Origin of the sequence: Acidovorax sp. 99, assembly GCF_003096455.1 — a bacterium.
GTDB lineage: Bacteria > Pseudomonadota > Gammaproteobacteria > Burkholderiales > Burkholderiaceae_C > Acidovorax > Acidovorax delafieldii.
Window position 1 is genome coordinate 3,450,826 of sequence record NZ_QEKU01000001.1, and the last position, 19,933, is coordinate 3,470,758.

12 protein-coding genes and 1 tRNA gene are annotated in these 19,933 nt (G+C 63.6%); 2 read left to right on the forward strand and 11 right to left on the reverse strand.

The window, feature by feature from the left end:
* Positions 1 to 81: 81 nt before the first annotated feature.
* Positions 82 to 1,551 (forward strand): GGDEF domain-containing protein, encoded by a 1,470-nt coding sequence (locus C8C95_RS16085; protein WP_165836549.1) that lies wholly within the window; start codon positions 82 to 84, stop codon positions 1,549 to 1,551.
* A gap of 15 nt (positions 1,552 to 1,566) precedes the next feature.
* On the opposite strand, the gene C8C95_RS16090 is transcribed toward C8C95_RS16085, so the two are convergent.
* The 11 genes from C8C95_RS16090 to C8C95_RS16135 form a co-directional block, all read right to left on the reverse strand.
* Positions 1,567 to 2,799, reverse strand: coding sequence for a multidrug effflux MFS transporter (locus C8C95_RS16090; RefSeq protein ID WP_116749223.1), 1,233 nt, complete (start codon positions 2,797 to 2,799; stop codon positions 1,567 to 1,569).
* Between the two features lie 173 nt (positions 2,800 to 2,972).
* Positions 2,973 to 4,550: a cellulose biosynthesis protein BcsG gene (gene bcsG, locus C8C95_RS16095; RefSeq protein WP_116749224.1), complete on the reverse strand. Its 1,578-nt coding sequence runs from the start codon at positions 4,548 to 4,550 to the stop codon at positions 2,973 to 2,975.
* Positions 4,547 to 7,057 carry a UDP-forming cellulose synthase catalytic subunit gene (gene bcsA, locus C8C95_RS16100; RefSeq protein WP_243415705.1) on the reverse strand — a complete coding sequence of 837 codons (2,511 nt, stop codon included), beginning with the start codon at positions 7,055 to 7,057 and terminating at the stop codon, positions 4,547 to 4,549. The genes bcsG and bcsA overlap by 4 nt, the downstream gene beginning before the upstream one ends.
* Complete coding sequence (gene bcsQ, locus C8C95_RS16105; protein ID WP_116749225.1) at positions 7,054 to 7,845, reverse strand: cellulose biosynthesis protein BcsQ; 792 nt, start codon at positions 7,843 to 7,845, stop codon at positions 7,054 to 7,056. Before bcsQ ends, bcsA begins: the two co-directional genes overlap by 4 nt.
* 13 nt (positions 7,846 to 7,858) lie before the next feature.
* Entirely contained in the window at positions 7,859 to 8,041 is a 183-nt protein-coding gene (locus C8C95_RS23550) for a hypothetical protein (RefSeq protein WP_133246241.1), read from the reverse strand.
* On the reverse strand, positions 8,038 to 9,858 hold the full coding sequence (locus C8C95_RS16110) for a BcsE family c-di-GMP-binding protein (RefSeq protein WP_165836550.1): 1,821 nt from the start codon (positions 9,856 to 9,858) through the stop codon (positions 8,038 to 8,040). Before C8C95_RS16110 ends, C8C95_RS23550 begins: the two co-directional genes overlap by 4 nt.
* A gap of 1 nt (position 9,859) precedes the next feature.
* Positions 9,860 to 13,783, reverse strand: coding sequence for a cellulose synthase subunit BcsC-related outer membrane protein (locus C8C95_RS16115; protein WP_116749227.1), 3,924 nt, complete (start codon positions 13,781 to 13,783; stop codon positions 9,860 to 9,862).
* Positions 13,771 to 14,925 (reverse strand): cellulose synthase complex periplasmic endoglucanase BcsZ, encoded by a 1,155-nt coding sequence (bcsZ, locus tag C8C95_RS16120; protein ID WP_116749228.1) that lies wholly within the window; start codon positions 14,923 to 14,925, stop codon positions 13,771 to 13,773. Before bcsZ ends, C8C95_RS16115 begins: the two co-directional genes overlap by 13 nt.
* Positions 14,918 to 17,293, reverse strand: coding sequence for a cellulose biosynthesis cyclic di-GMP-binding regulatory protein BcsB (bcsB, locus tag C8C95_RS16125; RefSeq protein ID WP_243415706.1), 2,376 nt, complete (start codon positions 17,291 to 17,293; stop codon positions 14,918 to 14,920). Before bcsB ends, bcsZ begins: the two co-directional genes overlap by 8 nt.
* Positions 17,294 to 17,790: 497 nt before the next feature.
* Positions 17,791 to 17,866: transfer RNA gene (locus tag C8C95_RS16130), tRNA-Lys, on the reverse strand.
* An 83-nt stretch (positions 17,867 to 17,949) separates the two neighbouring features.
* Positions 17,950 to 18,834 carry an NAD(P)-dependent oxidoreductase gene (locus C8C95_RS16135; protein ID WP_116750318.1) on the reverse strand — a complete coding sequence of 295 codons (885 nt, stop codon included), beginning with the start codon at positions 18,832 to 18,834 and terminating at the stop codon, positions 17,950 to 17,952.
* Positions 18,835 to 19,044: 210 nt separating this feature from the next.
* Between C8C95_RS16135 and C8C95_RS16140 the strand changes: the two genes are divergently transcribed.
* Positions 19,045 to 19,926: an alpha/beta hydrolase gene (locus C8C95_RS16140; protein WP_116749229.1), complete on the forward strand. Its 882-nt coding sequence runs from the start codon at positions 19,045 to 19,047 to the stop codon at positions 19,924 to 19,926.
* Positions 19,927 to 19,933: the final 7 nt, after the last annotated feature.

Genomic DNA, 19,933 nt, shown 5'->3' on the forward strand with positions numbered 1-19,933 from the left:
GGCCTTTTTTCATTGGGGAGGCCATTTCAGCTGCGGTTGCCAACGGCGCCTCGTCAATAATGGCCGCCGGAGGAATCTGCTGTGTTGTCTTCTTTATCTTCGGGTGCGGACTTTGAGCACATGTTCGGGCTGGCGCCAGTGTCGCTCTGGTTGGAGGACTACAGTGCGCTCAAGCAGCTTTTTGACCAGTGGCGCGCCGAAGGCGTGACCGACATCCGCCAGTTCCTGGCAGAGGACCCGTCCCGCCTGCGGGCCTGCAGTGCAGCCCTCAAGGTGCTCAAGGTGAATCAGCGCACGCTGGATCTGTTTGCCGCCGAGAGCCAGCAGGTACTGGAAGCCAATCTGGATAAGGTCTTCAGGGACGACATGCACGACGCGGTGGCGCATGAGCTGTCTCAGTTGTGGGACGGGCAGCTGGAGTTTTCTAACCAGACAGTCAACTATGCGCTCGACGGACGTCGGCTGGATGTGCAGATCCGTGCGCGCATCCTGCCCGGTTACGAGGACAACTGGAGCCGTGTGCTGGTGTCGCTGGAGGATGTTACGGCCACCGTGCGTGCAGGTGCCGAGCTGCGCCGCAGCGAGCGGTACGCACGCGATTTGTTCGAGCACTCACCCGTGTCCTTGTGGGTCGAGGACTTCAGTGCGGTCAAGAGCCTGCTCGATGGTGTGCGTGCGCAGGGTATTGATGATTTCAAGACTTTCATCCGGGTGCATCCCGAGTTCGTGACACGCTGCATGCACGAAATCCGGGTGATCGATGTGAACCAGCAGACCCTGCGCATGCTCGGCGCAGAGAGCAAAGAAATGCTGCTGAACAACATTGGCCGGGTGTTTCGCGGGGAGATGCACGAGTCCTTTGCGGAGCAATTGCTGGACCTGTGGGAGGGCAAAACCTTTCAGCAGCGCGAAGTGGTTAACTACGCACTGTCCGGGGATGCCGTGCATATCCATATGCAGTTCTCGGTGCTGGCCGATCACATGAGCGATTGGGGCCTGGTGCTCCTGTCGCTGGTGGATATCACGGCACGCAAGAAGGCCGAGGCTTATCTGGAGTACCTGGGCAAGCACGATGTGCTCACGCAATTGCGCAACCGAGCCTTTTATGCAGAGGAGCTCAACCGCCTGACCCGCAAGGGCCCTTGGCCGCTGTCCATCATCGCCGTCGACCTGAATGGTCTCAAGGTGGTGAACGATGAGCAAGGCCATGCGGCGGGGGACTCCATGCTGCGCCGCGTTGGCGAGGTCTTGGCCAAGGCCGTGGATGCTCCGGCCTGCGCAGCCCGCATTGGTGGTGACGAGTTCACGGTGTTGTTGCCGGGCACGGATGAGCGCGGAGCCATGGCTTTGCAGGAACGCATTTTGTCGATGCTCGAACTCAACAACCAGTTCTACCCTGGCCAGCATCTCAGCCTGGCGATGGGGATTGCCTGTTGCCAGTCTGGAGATGCGGTAGAAGGGGCGATTCACCGCGCAGACCAGGCGATGTATGCGGAGAAGAACCGCTATTACCAGCAAAAGAGCGTGGACCGGCGGCAGCCCAGTCCTTGATCAGTCGGGTATTGATCAGAGGTGGACCGGCGTACGTCCGATCTCGGGCCAGCGATGGTGCAGACAGATCCAGGACAGCATGCCAATGCACAACATCAGGAGTGATGACAGCGCCAGCAAAACGGTAGAGTGCATCACCAGCGGAGCGATGACGCCTGCCACCAGGCCATTGGCCGAAGAGCCGACAAATGCCTGCATGGATGAGGCCATGCCTCGGCGCTCCGGGTAGAGGTCCAGCACCAGCAGCGTCACCACCGGCACCATCAGTGCCCAGCCAAAAGAGAAGACCGCAATGGGCGCCAGAGCCCACCAGGCGTGGGGTGTGAACAGCAGATTGGCGACCAGGTTCAACACAGCCACCGAAAACATGATGACAAATCCGTGGCGGATCTGGCGCTTGGGCGGGATACGCCCTGCCAGCCGTCCACTGAGCCACGCACCGCCCATGATCCCCGAGATGGTCAGGACAAAAAACCAGAAAAACTGCGTAGGCGCCAGCGACAGGTGATCGCCAAGAAATGCTGGGGCCGAGAGAACGTACAGGAACATGCCATTGAAGGGTACGCCACTGGCCAGCGCCAGCAGCACAAAGCGCGCACTGGTGCCCAACTGCACATAGCCGCGCATTAGATGGCGCACATGAAAGGGCTGGCGCTGCTCCACATGCAAGGTCTCTGGCAGCAGCCTGAAGTTGGCGGTCCACAGGGCCACTCCCACGAAGGTCAGGAACCAGAAAATGCTGTGCCACCCGGTGTGGACAAACAGCCAGCCTCCGATGATGGGAGCAATCGCTGGAGCCACTCCAAAGTAGATGGTCACCTGGCTCATAACCTTCTGTGCTTGTGCTGGAGGGAACATGTCGCGGATCACCGCGCGGGAGACCACGATCCCTGCTCCCGTGGACAGGCCTTGCAGTGCCCGGAAAAAGACCAGTTGCCCGATCGTTTGCGACAGCGCACACCCTGCGGAAGCGAGCGTGAACACGGCGATGCCCCACAAGATCACGGGCCTGCGCCCAAAGCTGTCTGCCAGCGCGCCGTGGAACAGGCTCATGAACGCAAAGCCGAACAGGTAGGCGGACAGCGTCTGCTGCATTTCCACCGGTGTGGCTCCCAGCGCTGCAGCGATGCCTGAGAACGAGGGGATGTAGGTGTCGATGGAGAAAGGCCCGAGCATGCCCAGCACAGCCAGCAGGATCGCGAGCGCCCAGCGGGGTGCTTTCCAGAGCAGATGGGCTTGTGGGTTCATGGGTGGTGACAGATGGGGGTTGCGGGCACGCGAAGGACATCGCACCGCCGTGGCATCGCGGGATGGCGCGGCAGTGCGGATGGATTATGCGGGACGCATGCGGCAGGGTGTGGAGAAGGGGTCTGTCGCGCAGCCCCCTCGTCACACCCCCTTGGGGCTGTAAGCCAACGCAATCAATAGTTGTAGGGAACCCATTCACCGTTCCCCGAGCGCATCACGTACTTGCCTTCCATGTTGCGCATCACGATCACATCGGCGTTCTCTGACACAAAGGGGGTAGTGACCGGGGCCGCGAGCCGCTCCGCCAACGGGCGCGCGGAGTCGGCGTAAGGGTTGTCGCGAATCAGATCGCCTAGCAAGGTGTACAAGCCCAGGTAGCTCATCGGCTGGTTCACGATCACGGGCGCTGCTGGGGCGGATGCCTCAGATGGCTTCATGCCCACCAGCTTCACCGCAGCAGGGACCAGGGTGATGCGGGGGCCAGGAATCTCCCGCATGCCCGACATCTGGATCTTGTCGCCGCGCAGCGATGCGCCGTGCTCAGGGACCAGCATCACGACCACAGGGCGGCCTGCTGCCTCCAGTTCGGAGATGAACTTGTCGAAGTCGGCGAGCAGCTGTACCAGGCGGGGCTTGAACGTCTCCAGGCTGTTGCGCGAAGCCATGCCCGGCACGCGATTTCCGTCGTGCAGGGAGATGGTGTTGTAGTACAGCGCCACGGGCCCGGTGCTGCGGTCAGTGCTGCGCTTCTTCCACCATTGCGCCAACAAGGCGTGGTCGTTATAGATGGGCGAGCCGTCAAAATTCTGCATGTGCACGGGCGCGCCCTGATTGGACTGCAGCTTGCCAGCAAGGCCTCCGCGCTGCTCCAGCGCATGGGCAAACTCTTCGTACACCCCGTCGTGGTTGAGCAGTGCAGCGGTCTGGTAGCCCACTTTTTCCAGGTTGGGAAACACGTAGCACTGCGGATCAATGCCCTCGTACAGCTTGTTGTGTGGTGTTTGCCCACAGGTGCCGTGCAATACCCGCAGCGAGGCTGGCCCGCTGTAGCTGGCGGCACTGTTGAAGTTGGTGAACAGCGCATCAAAACGCTTGAGGAATGGGTTGTCCCGCTGTCCTACAAAGTCCATGTCATCCCACGACAAGGAGCACACATGCAGCAGGATGATGTCGAATGCCGGGGGGGCATTGGGCGCGGTGAACTGGACGCGCCTTTGGCTTTCGCTGGCGTAAAAGCGTTGCAACAGAGCGTCTGGCGACGTTTCCTGATTGTCGTTGGGCGCAGCGGCCGAGTTCGATCCGCTTGCTGCGGCCATGGTGGCCTGGGGCGTAGCCGCCTGCTCCTGCAGGGCCGCTACCACCGGTACGCTCAACAACGCCAGCAATGCAAAAGTCCCCGCACGGACCCGCCGGGCCAGTGCTGCATAAAGCACGATGCCGACCAGTCCCACCAGCAGCATTTCAGGGTTGAACACCCGCTGGGCAAGTTCCAGCCAGTAGTCCGCGCTGAAGCCACTCAGCGCTTTGAGCTGCGACAGCACGCGTCCTGGGCTGGGAAGGTAAGAGTCGGCATACAGCAGTGCGATGGCAGCCGGTACGGCGACTGCAGCGCGTACACGGCGCCACCCCGTGTGCGCAATGGGGGGCAGCATGGACGCCCACAACAGCAGGTTCAGCCACCAGTTCAAGCCGATATAGCCACCAAAGTACAGGCCCACCTTGGCAAGGAAAATCAAATGCCAGAAGCTCATGCCGGCAGCCTTTCTTGCCCGCGCTGCTTGCGAAGGGGCCATCGGCTGCGTGCCGACTCCACCAGCGAAGTCCAGAACTTGCGGTAGCCCAGCACGCCCAGCTGCGCGATTTCCTGCAGGCCATGCAAAGGTCGGTCGGTATCGTGGCTGTCGTTCCATTGCCTCCAGGTGTCGGGGCGGGCAAAGGTGCACTGCACCAGGTCGATTTGTTGTTCGCGCGTCATGGGGTCAAACTGAAAACCGGTGGCACTCTGGCCTCTGTGCAACATCACCGTGGCTGGAAAGGTGCATTCCGTATCGTTGCGCCACAGTCCCACCTGCACCTTGTCTCCCACGGCCAGTGGAGTGCCTTCAGGTAATTGCAGGCCTACACCAGTCATGGAAAAGTCGAGGCAAAGGGCCCTCAGCACGGTTCCGTCGTCCTGGTACAAGGTCGCGGGCAATTGCGTGGCCACGCGGTGCATTCGCCGCACCTGGCGTGCTTCAGATGCCACACCCAACGCAGCACCCAGCATGAGGATGCTGTAGACCGTCCATAGCAGATTGAGGAGTACGGTGGCGGTTTCCTCGGTATTCCAAAAGAACAGGCGCAGCAGCCCCATGCCGAAGGCTGCGAAGTTGAGCAGGACCAGCACGGTGTAGGGGCGGGAGATCACCCAGTCGAAGTACGGCTCATCCACCAGCCCGCCCTTGGCTGTCACGTTGAACTTGCCAAGGCGCGGATTGATCAGAGCCACCGTGGTGGGCAGGGCCACGTACCAGGCCAACACTGTTTCGTAGACCTCAGCCCAGAACGTGTGCCGGTGCTCGCCTTGCACGTGCGCGTTGGCGATGTTGGACTGCAGGATGTATGGCAGCACATACAGCGCGATCATGATGGCGCCCGCGTTGATGATGTGCCATTCAAAAAACAAGAAGGCCATGGGCGCGGTGAGGAACACCAGCCGCGGCAGCCCGAAGAAGAAGTGCACCATGGCGTTGGCATAGCAGATGCGCTGCCACAGCGTGAGGCCCTTGCCCAGGAAGGGGTTGTCCACGCGGAAGATCTGCGCCATGCCGCGCGCCCAGCGGATGCGTTGGCCCACATGGGCCGACAGGCTCTCGGTGGCCAGGCCAGCTGCCTGCGTCTCGTTGATGTAAGCCGTGGTGTAGCCGCGCCGGTGCAGCTTGAGGGCGGTGTGCGCATCCTCGGTCACCGTTTCCACGGCGATGCCGCCCACCTCCAGCAGTGGGCCGCGGCGTATTACGGCGCAGGAACCGCAGAAGAACGTGGCGTTCCAGAAATCATTGCCATCCTGGATCAGACCGTAGAACAGGGCACCTTCGTTGGGCACACGGCGGAAGGTGCCCAGGTTGCGCTCAAACGGGTCGGGTGAGAAGAAGTGGTGCGGCGTTTGCAGCATGGCGCACTTCGGGTCGCGCTGGAACCAGCCCACGGCCGTGGTCAGGAAGGAGCGTGTGGGAATGTGGTCGCAGTCGAAGATGGCGACCAGCTCACCATCGGTCTTGCCCAGCGCATGGTTCAGGTTGCCAGCCTTGGCGTGGTTGTTGTCGGGCCGCACGATATAGCCCACGCCCATGGATTCGGCAAAGGCACGGAATTCCTCGCGCCGCCCATCGTCCAGGATGAAGACCTTGACCTTGTCTTTGGGCCAGTCCAGTGCCATCGACGCCAGCACCGTGGTGCGCACCACACTCAGCGGCTCGTTATAGGTGGGGATGTACACATCCACCGTGGGCCAGGACGCGGGCGCGCCTTGCAGCTCCGCCGGACTGCGGTGCAGGGGCCAGGCAGTCTGTATGAAGCCCAGCACCACCACCAACCAGGTGTAGGCCTCTGCCGCCAGCAGGCCGTAGCCCAGGAAGGACTCGATGACCGAGTCGAATTCAATCGATGAAGTCAGGCGCCACCAGGCGTAACGCCCCATCGCCAGCAGGCTGATCGCTGCAAGCGCCAGCGAAGGATAGCGGCCTGGCAGGCGCCGGAGCACCAGGGACTGCCCCCAGCAGAGCAGCATGAACAACAGTTGCCCAAACCAGTTGAATGGGGTGGTCATGACGACCAGACCGGTGACCGCCCCCACCGCCAGGATCACCCAGCGCAGGCCAGGAATCTCCAGGGCCGGTGTGAGCCACTGGTCTGCCAGTCGCATGCCCTTGCCCACGTTGACGTGGGTTGCCAGGCGGTCCATGGCACGCAGGAAAAGCCGGATGGGCCAGAAAACCAGTGTCAGCGCCAGTGCCAGGACTCGCCAGAGCCAGCGCATGGCCCAGCCGAGGCCTGCCCAAAGCCCGCGCACTGGGCGCAGCAACCAGGGGCGCAATGCGCGCTGTGGCGAGGGTGGTAGAACGAAACAGCGCCACAACCACATCCACCAGGGAGCCTCATGCCCGACCTCAAGCTGGCGCCCGAGCCACATCAGCGCCTTGCGGGTGGGCACCAGCGCGTCCGCTTGTTCGGTGGCCGGGGTGGGTGTGGTGGTGCCCGAGGGCGCCTGGTCTGTCATGGTGCAACCACTCCAGCTGCAGGCGCAGGCAGCGGCGGCAACGGAGGCACTGCCGACAGCCAATGGAAGATGCCCTGGAGATCGTGCGCAGACTGTGCATGCGGTGCCATGCCGTTCACGCATTGCGATGCGGCCAGTGCACGTGAGAGGTTCTCGTCTTCATGCACGGTATAGGGCAGCAATTGGCTTCCCCACTGCTGGCGCAATGTGCTGAGCGCCTCCCGGTGCGATGCGCGGCGCGGGTCAAAACGCGTGACTGCGATGCCCTGCACGTTGGGCGCTGCTGACGACGCCTGCAGCATGGCGCGTACGGCGTCCGTGCTGGCACATCCGCGCGCAGACGCTTCCATGACCACCAACACCGCATCTGCGCAGCGCAGCGCTGCCTGGGCCAGCGGCGAAGGCCATTGCGGTGTGTCCAGCAGTATCGTGCAATCCTCTGGCACGTCGAGCAGTTCCAACTGGTCTTGTAGCCACTGTGGGTGGGCAGCCAGCAACTGGTGGAGCGTCGTGATGGTTTCTGGCGCCGCTGGGCCAAAGGGCAGAACGCAGACGCCGTCCGTGTTGTCGAAGCTGCCGTCTGCCCACCAAGAGCCTGTGGCAGCAAGTGCTGCCCATCCCTGACTGGCGGGGCGGGGCATGCCCAGGTGTATGCCCAGCAGATTCTGGGCGCAGAGTTCTACGGCCAAGGTGTGCTGGCCTTGACGGGCACCAATGGACGCCAGGTGGGCGACCATGGTGGTGCGCCCGGACCCGCCGAGCGGCGAAACGACAGCAATCACGCGCATGCAAACTCTTTGTTCATGGGGCTTTGGTCATCCCACCTTTTGGGGTAATGGGCGATTCGCTTTGCGGAAGGTTTGGCCGATAGGGCTGCACGCAGCGTAACGGCTGGCGCGCCTTCAGCACGCGGCGCAGCAGCCAACCACACGGCCAAGCCAGCAAGACGCCCAGCAGCACGTAAACAAGCATCCATGCAGTCATGCAGACGTCCTTCCAAGGGGGCGTGGCGCGGCGCGCCGTCCGATGGGACGTGGTCGCATTTGCGGTCTTGTCACAACGAGCGGCGAGGCCGCGGACTGTTGGCTCTCTATATGGGTGTGCTTTGGCAGTGCCAGCGCATCCTCTCTTAACTGCGCCAAAGGCGTGGCAGGAGGAGCCTCCAGGGCGGCAGGTGTGGGGGCGCTGACTGCTGCCAAGATGGCACTGTAGTCAGGTACGCCCTTGCGCAGGGATTCTTGCAACTGTTCAGTCATCGCGCGTATACCCGGCGCTGAGCAGTCCGTAGCTTGCGAAGTGAAAAGCTGGGTCAGCGGCAGCGCGAATACCCGTTGCAGTGCCAGCTCTACATCGGGCTCCCGGCAGGCGAACAGGAACACGTAGATCGCTTCGTGGTCGGCCGTGAACAAGTCGCCATCGCGCGAGGTGTGGCAGGCGCGCAAAGCATCGAGGTGCGGCATCCGGTCCAGCATGTTGAGCCGTACCAGACTGTGCGACAGGCCAATGTCATGGGTGCGGTCGAGCATGCCGCGTACTAACGTACAGAATCGTCCCGGGGCCTGGTAGCCCCGCTCGCGGGGGGGCATGAAGCTGTCGAGCGCCTGAGCGTAGTCGGGGTGGACTTTGCGGGTGTGGCTCTGAGCGTTGATGTCCTGCAGCAGTTGCAGCAGTCGCGAGAAACCCACCTCTTTGTAGACCACCGCGCTGGCGCCCAGTTGCAGCAGTGCCTGTTCGCTGTGGGTGCGCAACTTGCCGAGGTTCTCGCGCACCACAATCTTGAGCGTTGGGGGGCGCGAGAGACGCAGGTGGTGCACCAGGCGTGCGCGGGATTCAAAATCGCCCGCAGAGCCCGCGTCGATCAGCACCGTGGAGGCCACGCAGGTCGCAGCAGCCACTTCGATGTCCTCCAGCCCATCGACGATGCGCCAGTGACCAGGGATACCGCGTTGCCCCTCCACCGATGCCCGGGTTGCTAGCACGCCCCATTGGTCGGCTGCAGTGACCAGTTCGGGGGTAGCGCCTTGGGTGCGCGTGCCGTCGGCAGTCAGTCGGTGTGTGCTGGCTTCTTGCACCAGGCCAAAGCCGGTCTGAAACAGCGCCCCGGTGTCCGAACCCCAGCGGTCCAGGCTCAGGCGCCAGCGGTCAGCGTCAGCATGCAAGGTGGCGATGTGCATGGACATCTGGCACAGGTTGCGCAGCGTTGGCAAAAGGGCAGTGGCATCCAGCGGCGGGGTGAACCCCAGTACCACCGGGCGCTGCCGTTGGCGGCACAGGGCGCTGAGCTGGTCGCTGACATGTGCGAGTTGGGCGACGTTCAGTCCGGACAGCAGGTTCTGTGCGTCGCACAGATACAGTGCGTGCTGTGGCTGCAGGCCGGTCCGCTCAAGCTCCTGCACGAGTGGACTGAGTCCATGGCGCTGTACTTGCGCCTGCAACCCAGGCGATAGCACCCAGAGCTTGAGCCGACCAGCGCGGTAAGCCGCTCGCAGCTCGGGGTACTCCAGCAACTCGTCCAGCCACTGCGTGCTGGACGCCACCAGCCCCAAGGGGCCAGCGGCCAAAGCGTCTTCGATCAGCGCGGGAAACCATGCCGCAGCACTTCTGCTGTCGGCGGCAACCAGAGAGACGGGCACATGGGATGGCAACTGGCCAATGCCGTCTGGCAGGCCTGCAATGCCGATGCTTGTCGGTCGCTGGATGGCGCTGGCTGTACCCAAAGAGGGCCGAAGGCGCTGGGCGAGCGAGTGCAGCACACCTGTTGCGGGTGGGCTCTTGCGTGGGGATGAAGGGGCGGGGGACATGTCAGAAGCTGGAATAGGTTTGCACCGGCCGTGGGCGGTTGTCCAGTGGAGCGTTCCCGGGCTCAAAGCGGTAGCGGCCATACACCATGAAATTGGTGGGCGCGTAGTAGGCCGAGCGATCCAGCTCCAGCTGTGCACCCAGTGCGAGATGCGGCGTGACCTGGTATTCCAGTGCCCCCCGGAACGAACGCCCGAAACCCGAGCCCGAACTGCCCGCGTACACCGGAACGCCACCGTCGGCCGCCAGCCGGGCACGCGCCAGGGCCTGCAGGAGTGCGCTCTGCGGAAAATAGTCGCTGTCGCCACTGCTACTGCGCGATACAGAGACGGACCCGCGTGCCAGCCAGGTCAGTGCGCCGCGGCGTCCACTCCATTCCAGTGGCAGGGCGACGGATACGTAGTTGCGTGGGCTGTAGTAGCCGCCGTGGCCGAAGCTGAATTCGGACAGGTCTTTGCCATAGTGCCAAGCTGAGACGGCAACACCCAGGTTGACGACGCCATCGCTGTGGCGCCATACATCGCGGTCCAGTGCCCACCGCAGCTGGGCGCGGGTGTTGGTTGCCACATTTTTGCCGGTGAGGGCGGCCAGGCTCAGGCTCAGCGAGGTGCTGTAGGGCCCAATGTCGGTAGAAAGACGGCCTGCAGCGCCTGTTGCCACCACGCCGCCCCATACCTGGCCTGTGATGGGATCGCGTGCCCCTGCGTACGACAGCAGGCTGCCAGTGATGGGGCGCCGATACGCTTCGAGTTTGTAGCTGTAGCGGCCCAGATCGCCGGTTTTGGACAGGCCCCCTACGACATTGCTCACCGGAAATCCAACCCCAGTGGTTCCGATGTCCCACTGGACATCGTCTCCCACATAGCCGAAACCCAGGTTGGTGCCCTGGCCCCGTTGGCGTCGCTCGGTGGCAAAGGAGGACCCGGGTGGTCGTGCCGCCACCTGCCCGTAAGTGAGCAGGTCTGGACCATCGGCGGGGAGATCGCCCGCATCCAGCTGCACCCGATCCACGTGCAAGAAATAGTGCCCGTCGTAGCCACGCGGCATCCACGCCACCACAGGACGTTCCCAGCCACGCAGGCTGGAGATTCCGTCCGTGGAGCGTTTGCTCAGCGCCTGGTGTCCCGCTTCGATTCGCGGCTGGTGCCGTGCCTCGATAGCGTCGATCTCGCCCTGAATCTTGGCGACGACTGCAGGGTCTGCCGGCAGGGACAGCGTGTAGCTCTGCTGGAGAACCAGCGGGCTGTCTGAATCACTCGACGACCGGGTTTGTCTGTTGGGTTCCGTTGCGGGAGGGGCTTCCTTTCCGCGCGTCTCCAGCAGGAGGGCGCTGCGGAAGAACACCATGGCCTGCGTATAGTTGCGGTTGGCCCGCTCCAGGCGCGCAGCATGCAGCAGCACATCACTGTCTTGCGGAAAACTGTCCAGCAACCGGGTCGCCAATGTCCTTGCTTCGTCCATGCGACCAATGCGTTGCCAGATGCGCAGCAGTGCCAGCTGCTGCCCCACGTCGCTCGCAGGGACATGGTCTCTCAGCCAGTGGGCCTCATCGGCTGCGGCCCGCCTGTCTCCAGTGTCCTGCAGTCGTGACAACGTGTCAGCCAGCGCCATGCGAACGGACAGATCGTCAGGTTGTGCGAATGCCAGGGGCTTGAGCAATTGGGCGGCATCGGCATATTCGGCCGCAGCCATGAGCAAGCGGGCCTGAGCCAGGCTGCGTTGGCGCGGTGTGGAGAGTGTGTCTGGCAGAGGTGCCGCCTGGCGTGCCAGCCGCGAGGCTTCGTTGGGGCGTCCAGCCTGCCGCTGCTTCTCGATGAGCCGCTCCTGGTGCGCGGTATACAGCGCTACCAGCCGGTTTTCTTGCTCGGCGCTCCAGCCCTTGGTTTGCAGCAGGCGAGGCAATTGCTCGGCGAGGCCGGCCTCATCCTCCGCCCGGTTGAGCAGCTGTGCGTAGTCCAGTTGCGTGTCTGGCGCCAGTGTGGGAACGCGCGCTGCCAGGCGATGGAAGACTGCCACGCCCCGTGCGGGCTGTGCACGGCGAAACCAGGCATTGGCAACGCTGTAGAGCAGGTCTGCTTCATTGCCCGCTTCTTGTTCCGCTTGCTGTAGCAGCGCATCGACCTCTGCGGCAGGCAGGGGCTTCAGAGTTTGGGCGACGAGCGACTTGACCTGAGAGCGCCGCACCAGCGCGCGCATGGCGTCTGTCTGATCAGCGGTGGGGATCCGCTGCATGTCTGCGAGGGCAGCGCTGTCTTCGTCCAAGGCCGAACGTATCAGGGCGCGGGCATACAACATCTCTGCGCCGACGGTGCCGGACGGAATGCGCGCCACACCCTCATCCATGGCGTGCAGTGCTTCTTGGGGGCGGCCCAGGCGCATGTAAACACGTGCGAGGCGGTGTCTTATCCAGGCAGCGTCGGGGGTCAGTACCACTGCCGACTCCAAGGCACGCAGTGCGGGGCCCAGGCGCTGGGCCTGCAGGTCGTCCTCCGCCTGGGTCACCAGCACGTCGGCCTGGGCACTGGCGAGTTTTTCTGCGAGTGTGGTGTCACGTGCGGCAGCCTCGGCCAGCAGGGACAGCGCTTTGGTCACCCGCCCGGTGCGGGCATAAAGACTTGCCAGGCCTTTGATGGCGGAGGTGCTGTTGGGCTCCTGTTGGAGGGCTTGTTGGTAGAAATTCTCTGCCAGCGCATGGTCCCCTTGCAGGTCGCGAATGCTCGCCAGGGTGGTCAATGCATCAGCACTTTGAGGCTGCATCTGCAGCGCGCGTTCGGCCAGGCTGGCCGCCGTGACCAGTTCGTTCTGTTCGACGGCTCTGTCGGCCTGTCGCAGCAGTCCCCAGAATCTGGCGGTGACCTGCAGGTCCTTCCAGCGGCTCTGGCGTGTGAGCGCATAGGCCTGGCTGAAGAGGTCCTGTGCCTGTGCATGCTGGCCTTGGCGCAGGCGGATCAATCCCAGGTTTCCCAGGCTTTCTCCGTCCTGGGGGCGCAAAGCCAGCGTCGCCTGGACCTGCTCTTCCGCCAACTCCATATCGCCTTGGTCAAGGGCAGTGCGCGCTGCCTGGCGGGCGATGTTGGCGGGGTCGCGGGCCGCGCGCTCTGCGCGCTCGACCGCCTGTTGCATGGCGGCCAATCGTTCCACCATGGCGCTGTCAGCCGGGTAGCGCTGCAGAAATGCGCGCACGCGGGGCAGGTTGGCTGGGGTGTTGGCCAGCCGGTCCAGGGCGCGGCGCCAGAGGTCTTGCAGCTGCTGGGCATTGGTATCGGGCTGCTTTGCCAGGGCCTCGATCTCCTGCACCACAGCCGTCGGGTTGCCCCCCTGGTACATGCGCAGCTCCAGTTGTGCCAGCCGGTAACGGGACTCCCCGGTCTGCTGGTACAGCTTGGCCAGCTGGCGCTGGGATTCGGTGCTCTGCTTGGCGGTGGAGCCCATGATCTGGTGGTATTCCAGCGCCAGTCCGCCGAGCGTGGGCGGGCCTTGCGGAAACAGCTCGCGTGCCAGATCGGCGGCCTCGGCCTTGCGGCCTGCGCGCGCCATCAAGCGCATCTGGGCCAGTTTTTCGCGGTCGGGGCCATACACGCGCACCAGGGTTTCCAGTTCCTGGGTCAGCACATAGCCGGGGTGGCGTGCACGCAAGGTGGCCAGCACGCGCTGGGCCTCGTCGCTTTTCTTTTCGCGCAGCGCCAAGTCGCCCAGCGTTGCCAGCCCTTCGGGAGAGTTCGGGTCCATGGCCAGCAGCTTGTCCACCAGCTGGCGGGCCATATCCAGCCGGTTTTTGCTGGCCCACAGGCGGGCGCCGCTGAGCAGCTCAGCTTCGATGGCGGGTGGGGTGCTGGCGTGCACGCCGTGCTGTCCGGGCAGGCAGGCGGCGGCGAGCAAGGTCAGGGAAGGGAGCCAGCGGTGTGTGCGGCGTTTCACGGTTTCCATCGCACAGTGAGTTGGCCGTTTGCAGTGAAGCGATATTGCCCCTCCATGGCGCCCAGCCCAAACAAGCCGAGCATCTGCTCGTAGTAGGCCGTGGGACGCAAGGGGCGGGCCTCCAGGCGCATGCGCTGCGATTGCAGGGTGCGGTCGTCGCCCACTGCCCGCAAAAATGGCAGGACTGCAGCCGAGAACCCGGAGGGGGCGGGGCCCGAGGCTTGGGCTGTCAGGATGTCGATGGACTCAGGCGGGTATCCCTGTTCGCGCACGAAGCGTGCCATAGGCTGCAGGGTATCCAGCAAGGCCTTGCGACCGGGAGCGTTGGCGTGCAACGTGCCCGCCCACAGATAGACGCGGATGGCGTTGTAGCTGCCCTGGCCTTTTTCCTTGCCCTTGTCATCCACCAGAAAGCCCTGCTTAGGGTCGTACACGGTCCAGTCGGGCGTGAAGCCCTTGGGTGAGGCGCCCTGGATGACCTTGAGCGAGCTGTCCACCAGTTGCTTCCATTCGGGCTGTGGGTCCACTGCTGCCAGCCAGTGCATGAGGTGCATGGGCATGTAGCTGGGGTTCAGGCGCCAGCGTCCGTCCTTCTGTGCAAAGCCCTGGGGCGCTGGCAGAAGGGTCAGTCCCAGGCCGGGCAGTTGCGCGGTTTCTTCGCGCAGGATGCGGGCCGCCAGCAAGGCAGAGAGTGCGCGGTAGCTGCGCACGTTCCACAGACGGCCTGCCTCGCCCAGCGCGTAGGCCATCCAGAGGTCGGCGTCCGAGGCGGCGTTGCTGTCGATGACACCCCAAGTGCCATCGGGGCGTTTACCCCATAGCCACGCGGGGAGACGGGCGGTCATGTCCCCATCACAGAGGTTGTTTTCGGTCCAGCGCAACAACTTGTCGAAGGTGGTTCGGTCATTGGCCACCAAGGCAAAGAACAAGGCGTATGCCTGGCCTTCGGAGTAGGTCTGTCCTCCTCCCGCATCATCCGAGATGACGCGGCCGCCTTCGTTGGTGAACTGCGCCTTGAACGCTTCCCAGGCCGGCCACCCGGGGCGTTCTGCCGTGGATTGGGGTTGCGCGCGAAGGCCTGGCAGCCAGGACAGCAGTGCAGCACCGCCGCCAGCCTGCAGGGCCGTGCGCCGACGAAGGGACTCAGTCATGCTGGGATGCCAGTCGGCGGCGCGCCATGGTGCGCAAGGCGCCATAGACGATAAAGGTCAGCAGAAGGCCGGTGGCGATGCCCGCCAAGGCCAGCAGCAAGGGGTGGCTGTGCAGGTGGAACCACAGGCGTTGCCACCACGGCAGGTCGCCCACGTAGTACACAGGCTTGATGCGGAAGCTTTCGATGGCGTCGCCGCGCATCAGGCCCAGATCTCCGCGCAGGCTCTTGATCTTGCCTGCATCGTTCAGGCTCTGGCTCAGCAGCCCCATGGCTTCCTTGTCAGTGGCGGTGAGCGCCACCACGCTGCGACCACTGTGCAAGGGCGATTCAAAGCCGGTGACTGCTGCCAGCGGCCCTGTGCCTTGCAGCACAGCTTGCCCGCCAGAGGCGGACAGGCGGTGTTCGGATTCCAGGTTGAACAGTTCAATGAACGATCCCAGTGCGCGTTCCAGGGGCTGCACCGACCGGGCGCCAGCGGCCAGCAGGGCTGGCAGGTGGTTCTTCCACTGCTCCAGCAAACCATCGGCGTCGGCCTGCGACACGATCAGGATGTCCGTGTCACCCGCCTTGTTGGCGTCCGCAGCACGCAGCAGCTGAAAGCGGGTGCCCGGATAGCCGGTGGAAGCGCTCATGCGGCCTACGGAGGTCAGGAAGACCTCGATGTCTGCGGTGCTGGGCTGGTTGGGCAAGATGATGGAGGTCTGGGCCAGGTCGGGCACCCGGGTGAACGGAAAGCCGCTGTTGGCATAGGCCGCCAGATTGGGCATGGCCAGGTAGTGGCGAAAACCCGTGAGGTCGATGGTGGACTGCGGATCAATGGCCGCAAACAGTTCGGTGGGCGGCGCGGACTTGCAACGGCCCAGGTCGTTGGGCGGGATCTGGAATGCGAACTGCAGCTGGTTGTCGCCGCCAATCATGAAGGCAGGAATCTTCAGGTCCGAACGGTTCTGGGCGTTCCCGTCATCGAACAGGGGCAACATCACCGTGTTCTTGCCGCTGGTGCGGTCGTCTCGCGACTGCAGTGGATAGGACTGGATGAACTGGTTGTTGATGGAGATGTTCAGACTGCCATGGTCCGAAACGCTGCTGGGGGTGTAGCGATAGGCCAGGTCCAGCGGCACGCCTTTGGCGTTCCAGGTGAACAGGTCCGGGGCCATGCGGGTGTAGATGTTCACCGTGTCGTTGAGCACCGTACCACGCAGTTGCAGGTCCGACGGACTGCCCACCAGCTCGGCCAGTTTCACGGGCCTCTGGGTGGTGATCCAGCGAGGCGCGTCATAGGGCTTGGTCAGCGCGGGATAGTCCAGCGATTTGACAGCAATGGTTTGCCCGGACAAAACCGCTTTCCCCAGGGCCAGGGCATCTGCCGCCATCTGCAGCTGAGCATCGTCTTTGCCCAGCACCAGCAGCAGTTTGGCGCCTGGCACTTCGGGGTGGTTGAGCATCGAGATCGTGGGCTCGGTCACAGGTGCCATGTCCTGCAGGAACGCGGGACGGTGGCTGTTGGTGGCCAGCACCACGGCGTGCGAGCGGGGCAGCCGGTTTTCCAGCACCGGGAACTGGTTGCCTCGGTAGCCTGCCAGCATGCCAATCCAGCTGGCGATGGAGCCTGACGCCTTGAGCGTACCGGTGCTGGGTTGATTGCCGAACACAAACGGCAGCTTGACGGGGCGGTTGTCCCGGGGGTCGAAAAACGGCGCAGGCAGCAGCGCGAGGTCATTGCGCAGAGGGATCTGCCGCAACGAAAGCTCCAGCTGGCTGTCGTTGCTGATGGTGGCCCACAGGCTGGAATGGGTTGGCGTCTCACATTCCATCGTGTAGTGGCCGATGAACTGGAAGCGGAACCGGTTGTAATCCGTGAAGTAGCGTGGGTCGATATTGAGCTCGACCGTCTGCGGGGTGCCCAGGCGCTCCTTGTCCAGCACCACGGTCTGCAGGGTTTCGTCATTGAGCATCAGCTTGAGATGCGACAGTGACGGGATCAGCGCAGGTGACAGTGTGAAGGTCAGGCGCAGCTTGGCGGCTTCGACGATCTCGTCGCGCCGCACCCCCACACCCACACTGGCCTCACTCTCCACGCCTCGCAAAGAAACAGGGCGCCCCACGCCCAGTTCTTTGAGGCTGACTTTCCATTGCCGTGCGGGCAGCGTAGGAGTGTCCGACGGGCTGGCTCCGATCGCGCTGTCGCTGGCCTGCACTGCCCGGGCTGACTCGCGCTCCTGGCGGGTCAGAGCCTTCTCTTTGGCCACAGCGCTACGGGCCTTGCTGGTCTGGGCATTGGCTTGCGGGGCTGGGGCTGAGATCAGCCCGGCAGTGATCAGCGCGACAAAAAGAGGGAGCGCGCGGGTTGCAGATGTGGATTTCACAGTGTTCTTTTTTGCTGGCTCGTACCTGAAGGATGGGCGCATCGGACCCATGCCTGGGTGGTGTCACTTGTATGACAAAGTGTATCGATGGGACCGGGGCATGACGTTCCGCAGGACATTTGTTTGCAATTGCTTTGCCAGCAGTGTTGTTGCCCGACTGCAGCAGGTACGTGAAGGGTAAGTGCCTGGATTCATGGTTCGAAAAAACGGTGCGCGTCTGTAGCACTGTCTGGTCACCATGGCATGGCGGATGGCATGTTCCATGGCGGGCCGACGGCGGACAGAACACGCGGTGGTTCTTGCAAAGACACATCCGTTGCCACCCGTGGAGGGTGGACACCGGGGCCGTGGGCCCCAGGCGGCCAGACGATGGTGCTGCCGGCGGACGACTCCGGGCCAGGGGGGCCGGGTTGCCGCGAGCGGAGAAACAATCGGTCTGGAAACAAAAAAGCCTGCTACTTATGGGTAGCAGGCTTTTTGTGCCTTGCGGCTTGATTTGGTGGGTCCTGAGTGACTCGAACACTCGACCTACGGATTAAGAGTCCGCTGCTCTACCAACTGAGCTAAGAACCCAAATCTTTAAAATTTGTCTGCATCGCTGCAGAGCCTCGAATTATGCACTAGTTTTTGGACACTCTGCAAGTCGTGCTCAAAAATTATTGCATTGCGTTGCGGCTGGCCAGCTCGACGAAGAGGCCGCTGTGGTCCAGCTCGCCCAGGCCGTGGTCCACACCCTCGGCATACAAGGCCTCAAACAGGGCTGTGATGGGGGCGTCAAAACCTGTTTCCCGGGCGGTGGCCAACGCATTGCGCATGTCCTTCAGTTGGACCGCCATGCGGCCCCTGGGGGCGAAGTCACGTTCCACCATCCGCTGGCCATGCAGCTGCAGGATGCGGCTGTCGGCAAAACCGCCGCTAATGGCCTCGCGGACCTTGGCCATGTCGGCACCACCCTTGGCGGCAAACAGCAGCGCTTCGGCCACGGCGCCAATCGTAATGCCCACGATCATCTGGTTGGCCAGTTTGGCCAGCTGCCCGGCACCGTGTGGCCCCACATGCGTGGCGTGCCCCAGGCAAGCAAACACGGGCTGGGCGCGGACATAGTCCTCGGGCCTTCCTCCGGCCATGATGGCCAGAGTGCCGGCTTCGGCGCCAACGGTGCCCCCAGATACCGGTGCATCCAGGTGGGTCAGGCCCAGCTCGCCCAGGCGGGCTGCGTGGTCGCGGGCCTCGCTGGGCTGAATGGAGGCCATGTCAATGAAAAGAGCGCCCGGGCGCATTGCCCGCGCGGCGCCCTGTTCAAAGAGAACCTGGCCCACGACAGGACCGTTTTCGAGCAGGCTGATGACAATGTCCGCGTCCTTGGCGGCATCGGCAGGGCTGCCGTGCACGGTGACACCCCACTGCGCCAGCGGTTCTGCTTTGGCGCGGGTGCGGTTCCATGCGTGCACCCTGTGGCCTGCTTCGCTGAGCCGCCTGGCCATGGGCAACCCCATCATGCCAATGCCAAGAACGGCGATGCGAAGCGGTGTGGTGGTCATGGCGTTGTTCTGCTGCAAAGAGGGATGCAATGGTGTCTCTGTTGTCATCATGTGCCTTTTTGGCGCTCCAGTCTGTCACGGAGCTTGCAGCGTATAGCGATTGGCCAGATGATTCTGCAGCGCCAGCGCCGTTCCAGCGTCTGCCGAGCCTGTTGGCCGGGCTGCGGTATGGCACCGAAGGCAGCCCACATAACTCGGAGACCCTTGCCCATGACCTTGCCCCTGTACGACCCTGCCTGGCTGGAGCGCATGTACAACAATCGTGCCCTGGTCCCTGACCACATGGACTACTTCCAGCGTTGGGCTCAAGACTCTGCCCAGGTGCGAGCCACTGCCCCCTGTGCGCTGGATGTGGCCTATGGCACAGGTGCCGGGGAAACCCTGGACGTGTTTCCGTCCGCCCGTGCCGGGGGTGGGCCGGTGCCGGTGCTGGTGTTCATCCACGGCGGTTACTGGCGGTCACTCGACAAATCGGATCACTCGTTCATCGCGCCGCCTTTCACCCAGGCCGGGTTTTGTGTGGTGGTGGTGAACTACGCGCTGTGCCCGGGCACCCCCGATGCGCCGGTGACCATTCCCCACATCGCGCGGCAGATGGAAAAGGCGCTGGGCTGGGTGTGGCACCAGATCGCCGCCCATGGTGGCGACCCCCGGCGGATCACGGTAGCAGGGCATTCTGCCGGTGGGCAACTGGCGGCGCTGCTGCTGACCAGCGTGTGGCCGCTCATCGGAAAGGGTTTGCCAGATGGCCTGGTGCGCAATGCGCTGTCGATATCCGGGGTGCACGATCTGGAACCCGTCATGCACACACCCATGTACCAGTCGGTGTTGCACCTGACCGAGCAGCAGGTGCTGCAATGCAGCCCGGCGCGTTTGCTGGAGCCGCCCACTGGCACGCTGTATTGCGCTGTCGGGGCGGATGAAAGTCCCGAGTTCCTGCGCCAGAACCAGCTCATGCAGGATGCCTGGGGCAGCCATTTTGTACCCCGCAGCGTGGCCTTGCCGGGGTTGAACCACTTCAGCATCGTCGATGCCCTGGCCAAGCCCGGGCATGACCTGCACCACATGGCGCAGAACCTGCTGCGGGCCTGAGAACAGG